Source organism: Mycobacterium shottsii (genome assembly GCF_010728525.1).
Lineage (GTDB): Bacteria > Actinomycetota > Actinomycetes > Mycobacteriales > Mycobacteriaceae > Mycobacterium > Mycobacterium marinum.
The window spans coordinates 3,812,834-3,827,152 of sequence record NZ_AP022572.1 but is presented as its reverse complement, the minus strand read 5'-3'; the positions used below and the strand labels follow the sequence as shown (position 1 = coordinate 3,827,152).

Below are 14,319 nucleotides of genomic sequence, written 5' to 3'. Positions count from 1 at the left end.
CTCTATGATGTTGGTCCGGACCGGCGTCCGGATGGCTAGCGGTGGCGATGGCGGCGTCGTCGGTGAGGGCAGGGGTTGACGGCGTCAGCGTGTGACCCAAAAAGAAGCCGGGTTGGCGCACTCGCATGACCACCATCAGCACCGCGCCGAGCGACAGGATGCCGAAGCCAAGGTAGAAGACTAGCCCGACGCCTGCGATCGACGCGCCGCTGCCATGTCGCGGCTCCATGCTTTCGCGGACCGAAACAACAAAGACCAGCAACAGCATCATCCCGCCGAGCAGCGGACAAAGGAATTTGAAAACGACGTTGCGCAAAGAAGTGAAGAGTTCCTTGCGGAAATACTACATGCAGGCGAAGGCGGTAATTCCGTAATACCAGCAAACCAGCATGCCGAGGGCCGCAATGGTGTCCAACAGGGTTCGCTCCGATAGCAACCTGGCGAGGGTGTAGAAGGCACCCGAAGCAATGGCTGCCGCGATGGTGCTGAACAGCGGCACCTGGAAACGTGAGCTCACCGCCGAGAACCGCTGGGGAAATGCCCGATAGGCGCCCATGGCGAGCATGCAACGCGACGCCGGGAGGAACGTCGTCTGCAAACTCGACAGGGTGGACGCCAGGATGCCCAGAAACAGCAACTGGCTACCCCACGGACCGAGCACCGGTCGCGCCAGTGCGCCGAACACGTTCTCGGAATTAACCGGGTTGCCCAACCCCAGTCCCTGCGAACCGACACCTGCGTACATCATCATCGCCACACTCACCAGCAGGTATGTCAGCAGAATGCTGACCACACACAGCACACCGGCGCGTCCGGGAACCTTCTTTGGGTCGGTGCATTCCTCACCCAGGGTCAGGCACGTATCCCAGCCCCAGAACGAGAAAATCGAACCGGTCACCCCAATGACGAACGCACCCATCGCGAGCCCGCTGAACGGGTCGAACCAATTGAAATCGAAGCTCAGATTCGCGGGGCCATGGCCCCGCACCGCGCCGATGATGGCCACCACCCCGAAACCCAAGATTACCGTCATCTGGAAGATGACCAATAGTCCCTGCACCCGCTCGCTGGTTTGGATGCCACGACTGGAAACCCAAGTCGCCCCGGCGATAAACACCAGTGTGGAAGCGATATCGACCCATCGGTTTGCGGCCAGGGACGCGATCCCTGGGCTATCGAACAGGCCGGCGATCAGCAGATAGAAAAACTGCACCGCGACCGCAGCCAGGTTCGACAACACAATGACCGTCGCGATCACCATGCCCCAGCCGCACATCCAGCCCACGCAGGGTCCGAAGGCTTTGGTGGACCAGGTGAACGACGCTCCACAGTCCGGAGTGTCGGCGTTCAATTCGCGATAGGCGAACGCGGTCAAAAACATCGGAATAAATCCGAATACAAATATCGCCGGCATCTTGAGCCCGACCGCGGCAACGATCAAGCCGATGCTGGCCGTCAACGTGTAGCCGGGTGCCACACACGCGATACCGAGGATTGCCCCCGAGACGGTGCCAACGGCCCCTTGGCCAGGCCCTTGGATACCACCCCCTCAGCCGCGGTGTTGCTGAGCTGAGGCACGATCGGCTGCACCTTCAGCTTGTTGCCTTTGGGACCACGGGCGAAGAGCGGCGGCGCCGGGGTGTCTGTCATTCAGCAACCACCTTCGCCATGACACGTTGCGGCTGCCGTGGGCGCGACATCCAACGACGGGTTGCGGTCGAAAAATCCAACAGGCTTGAGCCAGAAAGACACGGTGTCGGCCGGCATCACCGGCCAGTCCTCCGGTCGCGTTATGTGGTGGATGCCGAACGTGTACCACACCACCACGTCGGTGTTCTCGATCGACCGGTTGGCCGCAGTCCAAGCGGGCAACCCCAGTCCCGGACCGCTCTGGTTCACGAACTCCCCCGCTGGCCAACGCTCGTCGGGATGATTGGGCGTAACCCATACGGTATGGGTGATGGCCTCCGCCCGGCGTAGTACCGGCGACCTGAGATCAAACATCGGCGGAATGGCCGCACCCCCGACGAGCTTGTACGACGGGTGGGTGCCCAGCCCATTGGTGACGTTCTCGTTGACCACCCGCCACGCCCGCTGGGTCTCCCAGCAGTAGTCCTGCTTGCCCTCTTCCTCGGTGCGCAGCGGGATGTTCCTCTGGCGCAACGACAAACCGTAGGGGTTATCCGGTCCCGTAGGCACCATCTCCGTCTCGCTCGTGTACACGGTGTTGTCCGTGCCGTCGATGTCCAGATCCAGCCGCGCGGTAAGAAAATGTTGGTGATACGGGGCATAAGTTCGTTCGTCGACCAACGTGCCCGATGCGTGCGCCTGACCATTGTCGAAGTTCGTGGTCACCATCAAACCGGTTGCACGAATTTCGCATTCGATGTTGCCATCCTGGTAGAAGCGCCAGTAAACCAAGTACTCGTAGTTGGCCACCGTCACGTGGAAAGAGACGGTGAGCCGGCGCATGCGCCGCACCTCGGCGCTGCCATCGCATACGACGTGCTTCCAGAGCACCGCGTTGTCTTCTTCATGGATGCAGATGGCATTCTTGATCGTGTATGGCTCCCTTGATCGTGTATGGCTCCCCCTTGCTGTTGTGTAAGACCGCATCGAGATATCGGATCTCGCCCAGACAGTCGCACCCCCTCTCCAGCGAGGTTGTCATGAATCCGAGCCCCCATTCGCCGATGTCGAAGGCCGTCCGACGATAGTGATCAGCGCAATGATCGCGGTAGGGCACCGCCATCTCGGCGAAAGACATCCGGTAGGCAATCGGGCGAACCCGACCGTGGTCGTTGTAGGTAACGGTGTGCAGTGTCATGCCTTCGCGATAGTTGAAACCGACGCGCAGCGACCAGTTTTGCCATTCCAGATGATTGCCCCGCAGGGTGAACGACGGACCGTCGGGTTGAATGATCTCCAATGGCCGCAGGGCGCCCCGCACGCTGGAATCACGCAGATTCTCCGGGATGTGCCGAGGCACATATTCGGCCATGACGGCCGGGAACTCGAGCGGACTGCCTTCCTCGATGTCGAGCAATTCCATGGTGTTCAAGTCGATAACGCAATGAAATCCCTTGATGTGTCGCGCATAGAGGTTCCCGCCACCTGGCGACGTCAGCCAGCTGTCCGACCATGCGAGCCGTCGGCCGCGATACGCTTCCGGAATCAGGGCGTCGCCGTAGGCCCACACATCGACCAGCATGTTCTCCAAGTCGGTAATGCCGCGTCGGCACAAGGCCGCGATAACGGCCGGATGGCTGCGGAGCACCTCGCCCGCCTCTAGCCATTCATCATGGGTGATATTGGGCTGCACCCCCGGCAGGCAAGTCCACGAGAGAATGCGGTCGCCCGAGAGGGAAACGAGCGCCTTGTAGGTGCCGTTTGTGTCACGGTCGAAGCACACGATGACAGCCCGTCGATCCGGCACCACTGCGTTGTTTTCGAAATCAGCGATTTCTCGTTTGCCCGGTTCCGCGAGCTCCATCGAGGCGAATCGCCAACGTTCAGTGACATTCCGGTCACGGCGCACAACGGAGACGGCCTGCTGGAACTCGCTCTCGGTCAGCGGATCGAGCGGATGGAAAGTCTGGACGATCGTCTCGGTCATGGCTTCTCCTGTGTCAAACCCGGCCCCAAAACGTACCTGTGGTTCGCGGACATCTTCACAAAGACGGCAACAATTTCCCGCAAGTTAACACTGGGCCTGCCGAGTCTGTGTGGCCTGACCCCGATCGGTTGATCCACGGCTTGTGAGAGTCTTGTGGCCCACGTTGTGGGCAGGAAGGCTCGACAAGATCATGGCGACGAGGAAACGGCACAGTCCGGAGCAGATTGTGCGCAAGCTGATGACCGCGGACGGGCTGTTGGCCGAGTGCAAGGACACCGCGGCGGTCTGCCGCGAGCTGGGGGTCTCTGAGGCTACCTACCACCGGTGGCGCAACCAGTTCGGCGGCCTGAAGGCCGAGGACGCTAAACGGCTCAAGGACCTCGAACGCGAGAACGCCGCACTCAAAAGGTTGTTGGCCGATGCCGAGTTGGAGAAGGACGCGCTGTGGGAGATCGCCCGGGGAAACTTTTAGGCCCGGAGCGCCGGCGGGCGGCCGTTCGTCATCTCCAGCGCGTGCTGGGGGTCAGCGAGCGGTTTGCCTGCCGCGTCACCGGACAGCACCGCGCCACCCAACGCCACGAACCGGTTGCGGGCACGCCGGCCGATCCGGACGCCGCTCTGAGGGAGTGGCTACGCGACTACGCCAACAAGCATCCTCGTCGCGGGTTCCGACCGGCCTACCACGATGCCCGCGGCGAAGGCTGGGAAGTGAACCATAAGAAGGTGCAACGGCTTTGGCGTGAGGAAGGACTGCGGGTCCCGCAGCGTCGCAAGTGCAAACGGCACGGCACCTCCACCGCCCCGCCAGAGGTAGTCGCCGATGCACCCGATCGGGTGTGGGCGGTGGACTTCCAGTTCGACGTGACCACCGATGGGCGGCCGATCAAGATCGTGTCGATCATCGACGAGCACACCCGCCAATGCCTCGGCGGTATGGTCGAGCGCAGCATCACCGGTGATCACCTCACCGAGGAGTTGGGCCGCATAGCCGCCGGGCGCGGGGCCTTACCCGCGGTGCTGCGGTGTGACAACGGACCCGAATTGGCTTGCAGCGCAATGGCAGACTGGGCCGAGGGCCAGGTCGGACTCCACTTCATCCCGCCCGGCGAGCCATGGCGCAACGGCTATGTTGAGTCGTTCAACTCCCGCATCCGCGACGAGTGCCTCAACATCAATAGCTTCTGGTCGCTGGCCCAGGCCCGTGTCGTCATCGGCGACTGGAAGCACGAGTACAACCATCATCGGCGGCATTCATCGCTGGGCTACCTACCGCCTGCCCGCTATGCTGCCGCCTGTACCCACCGATGAATGACTCTCGTTCGCCGCGGACCAGTTCACGGGGTCAGGCCATGTGGAACAAGGGTTGTCGGCATGGCTCGAAACGAAGTACCGCGCGAAATTCAGCGCAAATTCACCACTTACAAGTGCCGCGGATAGCCGGTAATTGGCGCCGCACGCAATACACCGAGCGCCCCGTGTGTCGGTAAGCTCCGCCGGCGCGATTCCGATGTTGTCTGAGCCACAACCGCACCGGAGCCCGCAGCCGGGTCATTAGAGTGGGCAGCGAATGTAACGAGGCATTGGCGAAGGAGATCTCGATGAGTCCCTGGAAGCGGCCGTCGGCCACGGCAGCGATCGCGGCGCTGGCCTTTACCGCCCTTCCACAGGTGTTCGTCGTCCTGGCTCCGTCCGGCGCGGCACAGGCCGACGTGTGCGTCAACGCCGGCCGGCGGGTATCGGTCAGCGGGTGCGCCAACATTGCAGACGCGATCGCCCCCTACGTTCCGCCGCCCGCCGAATATGCCCCGCTGCCCGAGGACTACCCGCCGCCCCCGCCGCCGCCCCCCAACGTGAATGTGTGCGCCAATGTCGGCAGGCGAATCAGCGTCAGCGGCTGCGTATAGGCCGGGTGGCCGCGGCGGACCAGCCCGCTCAGTAGCCGTTGCTGCGGCGAATGTCCTCTCGGCATTCGTGGCGGGTCTGGCCGGTCTGCTGCATGCAGATGCGTATCGGCGAATCCTGATCGATGGGTAACGGCGGCTCGGTCGGATCGGGCGTGGCGCTCACCGTCGGACTTGCCACCGTGCCTTCGGTGAGCGACCAGATTGTCGTGTTGGTGCCCTGCAGGGTCGAACAGTAGGCGGTGGCGCGTGTTTTTGTGGTTCCGGTGCTGCCGAGCGGGGAACACATGGCGCCAATGACGACCACCGGCGCGGGAGTCACCGATTCCGTTGTCGCGGCCGCCGTACTGGTAGACGTGCTCGTCGGCGCGGTCGTGGTGGCCGTGGTTGTCGAGGTCTTGGCGGCGGTGGGGCTGGGCCGGCTGGAACTGGTCGCCGCAGGCGGTGCGACACGTTCATCGTCGGCGCGCTCGAACTCGCGCAGCGCCACGGCGATCGCTACGACCAGCAGGATCGCCAGCACGGCGGGGACGATGACCGAGGCTCGCGCCAGAGAATTCTTGGCCGCAGGCACCGCCACCGCCACCGGCCGGGAGATGCGCGTGTCGTCGGGATCGCCGACTCCGCCCAGCCGATGGCTCAATGCCCGCGCGAAATCGATGCAGCGTTGGTAACGGTCCTTGGGGTCTTTGGCCAGCGCCTTGGCGAAAACCGGGTCCAGCTCTGCCAATGCCGGCAGGCGCTGGCCGATCGCCGGGGGTGCGGCGCTGAGATGCTGGCTGATCACTACGGCAGGATTGGAGTGCTGAAACGGCGGCGAGCCCATCAGCAGGTGGTATGCCGTCGCCGCCAGGGCGTACTGATCGGCCTTTCCGTCCAGGTCGTGGCCCATCAGCTGCTCGGGCGGCGCATAGGACACGGTGCCGACGGTCATGTTCGTCGCTGTCAGCCCACTGGCTTCGCCGACCCACCCGGCGATCCCGAAGTCGGCCAACATGATCCGCTTGGCCTGCGAGGCCGGCGCCGCGATGAGAATGTTGGCGGGCTTGACGTCGCGGTGCAGCAGCTTGTGGTCGTGCGCGTAGTCGAGCGCCTCGGCCACCGCGGTGATGATCTCGCTGACCTCCGAGCCGGGCATCCCGTTGGGGTACCGATCGCGAAGCAGCGTCACAGCATCGGTGCCGTCGACGTAGTCCATGTCGATCCACAGCTGGCCGTCGGTTTCCCCGCGATCATGCACGGCAACGATGTGCGGATGCCACAGGGCTGCGGCGGCATCGGCCTCGCGGTGGAAGCGTTGGCGGTACTCGTGGTCTGCGGACACCTCCGGCCGAAGGACTTTGAGCGCGTCTTGCCGGGGCCATCGGGGATGCTGGGCCCGATAGACCTCGCCCATCCCGCCGGTACCCAGCTGTCGGACGATGGTGTAGCCGGCGAACGTCGAACCTGCGGCGAGCGGCATGGCCGCATCGTAGCCCGCCCGGGCGCAGCAGGTCGAAGAGCGGGTTGGCCGCTCAGCCCGACGCGACTGTCGGTTGGGTCTGCACCGGGCGAGCCGCTTTGCCCATCTGGCGGGCCTTGCCGACGAGGTCGGGGCGTCAGCTCACGGTCACCGGGATGCCGTTGAGGACACCGTTGCCAGAGGGCTCGTCGAGCAAGGTGGGCGGGGACAGCACGTTGGTGTTGACTCCAGGTGCGCTGTTGGCCACCGCCAGCCGGGTGCCCGGTTTGCCGTGCCCCCAACCGTGGGGCATCGAGACCACGCCCGGTTTGATCGCCGAGGTGAGTTCGACGGGCACCGTGATCTCGCCGGCCGACGATCTCACCGTCACGGTGTCGTTGTCGGTGATGCCGTTGCGGGCTGCGTCGTCCGGATGCATCAGCAGCGTGCAGCGATCCTTGCCCTTCATCAGCGCCGGCACGTTGTGCAGCCAGGAGTTGTTCGATCGCAGGTGTCTGCGATTGACCAGGACCAACTGCTCGGCCGGCCGATCCATTCTGGGTGCCAGCCGGGGCAGATCGTCCAGGAGGTATTGCGGGGCCAGCCGGATCTTTTTCTCCGGGGTCCCCAAAATGTCCGGTAACTGCGACACCATGGGTCCGAAGTCGATGCCGTTCGGATTGGCCTTGAGCATGTCCAGCGTCAGTCCGCCGGGCTTCTGGCCGTAGCGATCGCCGAACGGACCGGTCCGCAATGTCAGATCCAAAATCCGCTCTGGCCCGCCCGCCCAGCCGTCATGCTCGTAGCGTTTACGGATCGCCGCACCGTCAAATCCCTTGGTAAAAGCCAGATAATCAAAGAATCCGTCATCGATCGCGGCGACGTCGACGTCCTCGTCCGGCGTGCCGGTGCACAGCCCGGTCAGCCGAATCAGGATCTCCCACTCGTGCGGGCGATCGCCCGGATCGAAGACCGGCGCGGAGTACTTCGCAAAGCTGCGGATCGCGAATTGCAGCACCAGATAATCGTGATGGGGCTGTTCGAGCGGCGACAGCCCGGGCGGAATCACATCCGCGTGCCGCGTCGTCTCATTGAGCCAAAGGTCAACGGATATCATCGCTTCCAGCGAAGACAGCGCTTCGTCGAGCTTGTCACCTCCGGGTGTGGACAGCACCGGGTTGCCGGCGATCGTGATGAGCGCCCGGAGCTGCCCATCCCCCCGGGGTGGCGATCTCTTCGGCTAGACAGGACACCGGCGCCTGGCCCAGGACTTCCTTCGCACCGCGCACCCGGGTATGCCAGCGACCGAATTCGGCGACGCCACCTTCTAGGTCCTGTCTGCTAATTGCGGACGCGGTGGTAGGTTATGATGGCGGCCAGGGTGACACCGCCGAGGTAGGTCAGGGCGTATTTGTCGTAGCAGGTGGCGACCGCGCGCCAGTGTTTGAGCCGGTTGAAGCTTCGCTCGACGGTGTTGCGGTGCTTGTAGATTCGGCCTGAGAACCCCGGAGGCCGTCCTCCGTTGCGGCCTTTGGCTTTGCGGCGGGTGATCTGGTCGCTGCGCTCGGGGATGGTATGGGCGATCTTGAGCCGGCGCAGCTGTGCCCGCGTCGAGTCATGGGAGTACGCCTTGTCCGCCAGCAGGTGAAACGGGGCGTATGAGTTGCTGCACCGGGCGGCCAGCAGTGGCCAAAGCATCGGATTATCACCGGCTTGACCGGCCGACAGTGCCAGGGTGACCGGACTGCACAGCTGGTCGGTCAAGGCGTGGATCTTGGTAGTCAGCCCGCCGCGGGAACGCCCAATGGCGTGGTCATCGGGCTCATCGAGATATTTCTTGTAATTCGACAGATCCCCTGTGCGGCGCCCGGGCGCGCTCCGGCTGCGTGTTGGTGGGCGCGCACACTGGTCGAATCGACCGACAACAGTGCGCCCAGGTCGGCGTCCTCGGCGTCGAGGTCAGAGGCGATCGCCGCGAAGATCCGCGCGTAGATGCCATCGACCGACCAGCGTAGATGCCTCTCGGCCACCGATTGCCAGGGACCGAAGTGCTCGGGCAGGTCACGCCACGGAGATCCCGTACGGTAACGCCAGATAATGCCCTCCAGAGTATGTCGATGATCGTTCCACGGCCGGCCACGCCGCCGCCCCGCAGGCAACACCGCCACGATCAGCGACCACAAATCATCAGAAATCGCATGCGTCCGCATCACCCAAACAGCATCAGCCAAAACACCATTCACATTAAGCAGACACGCCCTAGACCCGGCAATGGTTGCGTGGTGATAGACCAGGCAGCGGGCCGGGGGAACATGGCGCCGCCGGGGGTGTCGAAGTGGCCAGTCAAGATGTTGATCACGTCGACCAGCCAGCTCGCTAGACTGCCGAACTCCTGATTGCACAGGCCGATTCGGCCGTACACCACCGACTTGTGGGTACCGGCGAGCTCGCGAGCCAGCCGCCGGATGCGCTCCTCCTCGATGCCCGTGACCGCGCTCACCCGGGCCGGCGGCCAGTCCGCGGCAACCCGGCGCATCGTGTCGACGCCGTCGACATGGGGCCCGGGGTTGACCAGGTCCTCGTCAAACAGCGTGTGTGCGACCGCCAGTAGCAGCGCCGCATCGGTGCAGGGCACGATGGGCAGCCACTCATCGGCACGCGCGGCGGTGACCGTGCGGACCGGGTCGATCACGATGACCTTGCCTCGTTGACGAATCGCGTCGATCAGGACCATTACGTCGGGCGCGGCCAGCAGCGAGCCCTGGGATGCGGCGGGGTTGGCGCCCATGATGACCAGGAGGTCGGTGCGTTCGATGTCGGGTACCGGAAACGTCCACCAGCCCCCGTACATCAGGTGCGACGAGAGGTTTTTCGGCCACTGGTCGACCGTGCCCGGCGAATAGGTGACCGGCATGCCGGACATGCCCAGCAGCACACCGGCATAGCGAGCCAGGGAGAAAGAGTGCGCCAATGGATTACCGGTGTAGGCGGTGACCGCGCCGATGCCGTAGGTGTCGATCACCGGGGCCAGCAATTCGGTGCAGCGGCGAAATGCCGCGTCCCAGCTCACCTCGTGCCATTGTCCGTCGACCTTGATCATCGGGTGCCGGATGCGGTCCGGGTCGTCATGCAAGGCGCCCAACGACGCGCCTTTGGGGCAGATGTGTCCGCGGCTCCACACGTCGTCGCGGTTGCCCCGGATGCCGACCACCCGACCGCCGGACGGGCCGTTGGCTACCCGAATCTCCAAGCCGCACATGGCTTCACAAAGCGGGCACGTGTGCAGGTGCCTGTCATCATCGACCGTGGCCATGCACCCACCTTATTCCGCTACGCGCAGTCGCGGAAGTGGCTCCGGCCGATCGGCGGGGTCGAGCACCGCGGCCTTAGCGCCCCGCTGCGAGCGCCGATGCCGCTCGGTAGCCTCCTCGGAGGCCAGCGCGGTAGCCACGTCACGCGGGTAGCTGCGCCGGGCCACCGTCAGGATCAGGGTGCCCGCCAGGAACAGCGCGGTGAGCATGATCAGAAAGGTCTGCGTCAGCCCGGTCGATGCGGTTGCCACCTGGCCGGGCGCGCGCCGCTGCGGCGCCAACTGCATGGATACCAGGGCGAAAACCAGCGGGGCTGCCGCCGTGAAGCCGGACCTTAGGGTGGTGCGGATCGGCTCGGCCCTCCCCCACAACCTGGAGTGCATGATGTCCAGTCGCGCCGCGTCCATTGGCGGATTGACCCCGCCCAGCCCGATCGCCGCGAGGAAGGCCGCCACCACGGCGATGACGACGTTGTCGGTGAGCAGCGCGGGTACGAAGAACCCGCCCGCAACCAGAAATGCCGAGCCGGCGACGCCCAACCGGGCGCCGAGGTAACCGCGGCCGATCAACCAATCCGCGAGGCGCCCGGCACACAGCGTTCCGATCAGCGCGCCCACTCCGATGATCGCGATCAACGAAATCGCCAGTGTCTGGCTGATCCGGAATCGGCTGCGCAGCAGCGCGACCGCGAAGGTGCCCAGCCCCGTGTAGAAGAAGTATCCGAACGCCGACGCGACTATCAGGGCCACGTTGGTCCGAATTTTCAGTACATAGCCCACCGCCCAGCGCAGGGACCGGCCTTCGGGGCTCTCCTGCAGAACGAGGTGTGGGTGCGCGCTGAGGCGTTGGGCGATCACCGCTGCCGCCAGGGTGTCGTTCGCGCAGTCCCGACGATCGCTGCCCGCACTCGCGCCGAATGTGTCGCCGCCACACGCGGGTTCGGGCACCGTCCTGGCCAAGGCGAGCGTGAGCAGCAATCCGGCCACCGCCAGCCACAGGAAACTCAACCGCCATGTGATGGCGGCCAACCAGCCCGAAACCAGCACCCCCAGCGCGGTGCAGATTCCCTCACCCGCCAAGACGAAGCCGTAGATTCGCCCCCGCTCATGCTGAGCGAAGAAATCGCCCATCAGGGACGCGACAACCGGGCCGCCAACCGCCACGACCACCCCGAGTGCGACCCGGCTGGCCAGCAGCCAGCCGTACCCGGCGCTGATACCGCCGAGGGCCATGGCCACCGACCAGATCAAGACGGTGATCCACAGCAGGCGGGTGCGGTTGACCCGGTCGGCCAGCGTCCCCGACACCAGCATGACGACGATCCCGATCGCGGTCGACGCCGTTACCAGCAGGCCGACCTGCAAGTTGGTGATCCCGAAGGCCTGTTTCAAGGCCACGGCGAGGGCGCCGATGGTGCCGTTGCTGGCGCCTTCCAACCCGACCACCAAGGCCAGCAGCACGATCACCCGCATCCGGGCCGGACCGTCGACTGCATCGGCAAGCCCGCCCCTGATGGCGCGACCGTTGGTGGTCATCTCAGCACATTCGCCCCGAGTCCCTCCGGCCCGGGAGCCACGCCCTGGCGATGGTGAGCCCTCACTACACCAGGATGCCCCGATAGTCGCGCGAGAAACAGCTGCGGTCACGAGCCGGTCGGCAATGTGGCCAGGGCCCGCCGGGCGGCCTTCCGGTCAGATTTGCATCCACGGGTCGGTGGCCACCAGATGCGTGCTCTGCAATGCCGCCGCGCGGTGCACGTGCGCGTTCTCGTGATAGCCCGGGTTGGTCACCATGGACACGAACGCCGCCCGCGACGGGTAGCGCACCACGACGATGGCGTCCCAGAAGGGGCGGTCGATATCGCCGGCGACAACGTGGCTGGCTTCGCCCGCGTACTCGATGGTGGCGCCCACCGCTTCCAGAAACGGCATGACCTCTTTGGCGTAGCGCTGATAGTTGGCTACCCCGTCCGGTTTGAACTGCAGCAGGTTGATCATGACCACGGGGGTGTCGAGATCGGCGGCTGCCGCCATCATGGTGGCTAGCTGGTTCTCGTTGGGTTCGATGGCGGTCATGGGTCACCCACCCCAGCTGGTCAGATCACGCGAGGCGATCCCGTTGGCGGCGCAGTAGCTGGTGTACCGCTCGATGGAGGTCTTGTGGTTTTCCTGCCACAGGATCTTGTTGTCTGCGTCGAGAAAAAGCAGCTCGCCGACCAGGAAGAAGAACACCTCGGTGTCTTCCAGGCTTTCCGGGGTGTGCGATGAGCCGGCCACCTCGTAGACGGTGTCGCCCGCGCGGGAAATCCAGTTGTTCTCCTGGTACCGCCACGCCACGCTCACGGTGTGGCCTACCACGATGCCGGTGTGGTAGTGCGGTGGAAGTTCTAGTCCGGCAGGAAATTTCATCGACACGATGATTTCGGCGCGGACCGGATCGACCTTCCAGTACTTCAGGAAGACCTGTTCGGTGAGCGGGGTGAACGGAATCCATGGGTTGTCGATGCCGCTCATGTAGTTGACGTCGAGTTCTTGCAGGGTCTGCATTTCTCGTGCTCCTTCATGGTGCCTGTTTGCCGCCGCGATGCGGCTGAGGCAAAACGTAGGAGCAAGAGCCAGCCCCGCGCTCGGTGCGCTGCGACAACCACGCCGACCCCGATTGTGCTCAGATCACAATTCCCCGGAGCGGCCCTGCGCCAGCCCGGGCAGCACCGGCAACAACGCCAGCGCCACCGACAGCTCGAAGACGTCGGCGTCCACGGCACGGCCCAGGATCGCTTCGGCTTGATTCACCCGGTAGCTGACGGTGTTGGGGTGCACGTTGAGTCGCTTGGCCGCCCGCGTTCGGCTGCGATTTTCGGCCAGAAAAACCGCCAGGGTCGTGGCGATCCGATAGGTGTCTTCGTCGGCGGCCGCCAGCCCGCCCAGGACCCGGGTGGCGAAAAAGACGGCGTGGTCGCGATCCGCACTGGCCAGGGCGGCAACCGCGACGCTGCGGTACAGCGTCACGGCGTCAGCGCGTCGCCCCATCAGCGACGCGACGCGATGCGCATACGTCGCCTCGAGATAGCTGCGCCTAAACCCCTTGAGTCCCCGCGCCGGATCGCCAAGGGCTAGCCGTACGCCTGCCGGGGACCCGGCGACACCGACTTGGGCGTCACGCACGGTCAGGGAGCCTCGACCGCTCATCCATCCGGCGACCGCCAGCGATCCCAGCGTGTGCACCAGCGTGCTCTGCGCGGCGGTGGCGCGCGCCAGGTCGGCGAACACCCGGCCCAGCAGCGGCTGAGCATCGCCGTCCTCGGGCAACCTATCGATCCAGGCGATGACCGCGAGGTGCTGGGTGCTGACGTCATAGCGCAACCGCTTTGATGCCCGTTGCGGGTCGCGCTCGCGCGCGGCGACGATGTCGTCGATCGCGCTGGCGCGCGCGACGGTCGCCCCCCGCAGCCAGGCCTCTCGCTCGACGTCATAGGCCCGCTCGGCGCGCATCAACGCCGCGTCGACGTAGCCGAATATCCATCCCGTAGCCAGCTCCACCGCTTTCGCCTGCTCGGCAGCGTCTCGGGAATCGGCGGTAATGCGGCCGAACATCCACTGCCACAACAGCTCCTGAGCCAGCCGGTAAAACCGCAACAAGTCCGCCAGCGCAACTTGGCGCGGCACCGCCGCGCGCGCGATGGCCTGGGTCGACGGCGGCAACTCCACTTGGCGCGGGTCGGCGCCGGCCTCGATCACCTGGGCCAGCTGGCGAAGGCTGGCTTCGGTGCTGACCAGGTTCTCTTTGACGGTCTGTTCGTCGGGGAACAATTGCGGCACTTCGGCTTGCATCCGGGCGACCGCGCGCTGGGCCAAGTCGGCGGCCTGAGTACCCATCTCGGCCGCGAGCGGCACCAGAACCCGCCGCCAGACCCGCTGCGCCTCGGCATCGCACGCCGGCGGCCACTGTAGCTCCATGGCCGGAATCTAGTCCCGCTGTCGCGACGTCATAATCACCCCGGCCAAAGTTGGCATTTGCGTACGAGACGGCCGCATCGGGCCGACCGTACTT

The 14,319-nt window shown here is 65.0% G+C and carries 7 protein-coding genes and 5 pseudogenes; 2 read left to right on the top strand and 10 right to left on the bottom strand.

Going from position 1 to position 14,319, the window contains the following annotated elements:
• Positions 1 to 28: 28 nt before the first annotated feature.
• Positions 29 to 1,650 (bottom strand): annotated as a pseudogene (locus G6N41_RS17580) (APC family permease); the annotation flags it as partial.
• Positions 1,651 to 3,616 (bottom strand): annotated as a pseudogene (locus G6N41_RS17575) (primary-amine oxidase).
• Between the two features lie 190 nt (positions 3,617 to 3,806).
• Here G6N41_RS17575 and G6N41_RS17570 point away from each other — a divergent pair.
• Positions 3,807 to 4,924, top strand: a protein-coding gene (locus tag G6N41_RS17570) for an IS3-like element ISMyma1 family transposase (protein WP_198967905.1) whose coding sequence is annotated in 2 segments (ribosomal slippage) — positions 3,807 to 4,074 and positions 4,074 to 4,924 — 1,119 coding nt in all. Because the reading frame shifts where the segments join, the coding sequence is not laid out codon by codon here.
• Positions 4,925 to 5,214: 290 nt separating this feature from the next.
• Positions 5,215 to 5,520, top strand: a complete 306-nt coding sequence (locus G6N41_RS17565) for a hypothetical protein (protein WP_231608564.1) — start codon at positions 5,215 to 5,217, stop codon at positions 5,518 to 5,520.
• A gap of 28 nt (positions 5,521 to 5,548) precedes the next feature.
• Here the strand turns inward: G6N41_RS17565 and G6N41_RS17560 are convergent, their stop codons facing one another.
• The 8 genes and pseudogenes from G6N41_RS17560 to G6N41_RS17525 all read right to left on the bottom strand — a co-directional run bounded on the left by G6N41_RS17560 (position 5,549) and on the right by G6N41_RS17525 (position 14,225).
• Positions 5,549 to 6,979: a serine/threonine-protein kinase gene (locus tag G6N41_RS17560; protein WP_198965253.1), complete on the bottom strand. Its 1,431-nt coding sequence runs from the start codon at positions 6,977 to 6,979 to the stop codon at positions 5,549 to 5,551.
• Between the two features lie 136 nt (positions 6,980 to 7,115).
• Positions 7,116 to 8,289, bottom strand: a pseudogene (locus G6N41_RS17555) (molybdopterin dinucleotide binding domain-containing protein); the annotation flags it as partial.
• Positions 8,290 to 8,299: 10 nt separating this feature from the next.
• Positions 8,300 to 9,171, bottom strand: a pseudogene (locus G6N41_RS17550) (IS5 family transposase).
• A 47-nt stretch (positions 9,172 to 9,218) separates the two neighbouring features.
• Positions 9,219 to 10,271: pseudogene (locus G6N41_RS17545) on the bottom strand (molybdopterin-dependent oxidoreductase); the annotation flags it as partial.
• A 9-nt stretch (positions 10,272 to 10,280) separates the two neighbouring features.
• On the bottom strand, positions 10,281 to 11,804 hold the full coding sequence (locus tag G6N41_RS17540) for an MFS transporter (RefSeq protein WP_198965252.1): 1,524 nt from the start codon (positions 11,802 to 11,804) through the stop codon (positions 10,281 to 10,283).
• Positions 11,805 to 11,960: 156 nt separating this feature from the next.
• A complete protein-coding gene (locus tag G6N41_RS17535; RefSeq protein WP_198965251.1) occupies positions 11,961 to 12,344 on the bottom strand; it encodes a DUF1330 domain-containing protein in 384 nt (127 codons plus the stop codon).
• A gap of 3 nt (positions 12,345 to 12,347) precedes the next feature.
• Positions 12,348 to 12,815 (bottom strand): 2,4'-dihydroxyacetophenone dioxygenase family protein, encoded by a 468-nt coding sequence (locus tag G6N41_RS17530; RefSeq protein ID WP_198965250.1) that lies wholly within the window; start codon positions 12,813 to 12,815, stop codon positions 12,348 to 12,350.
• 123 nt (positions 12,816 to 12,938) lie between these two features.
• Positions 12,939 to 14,225, bottom strand: a complete 1,287-nt coding sequence (locus G6N41_RS17525) for a PucR family transcriptional regulator (protein WP_198965249.1) — start codon at positions 14,223 to 14,225, stop codon at positions 12,939 to 12,941.
• Positions 14,226 to 14,319 lie beyond the last annotated feature (94 nt).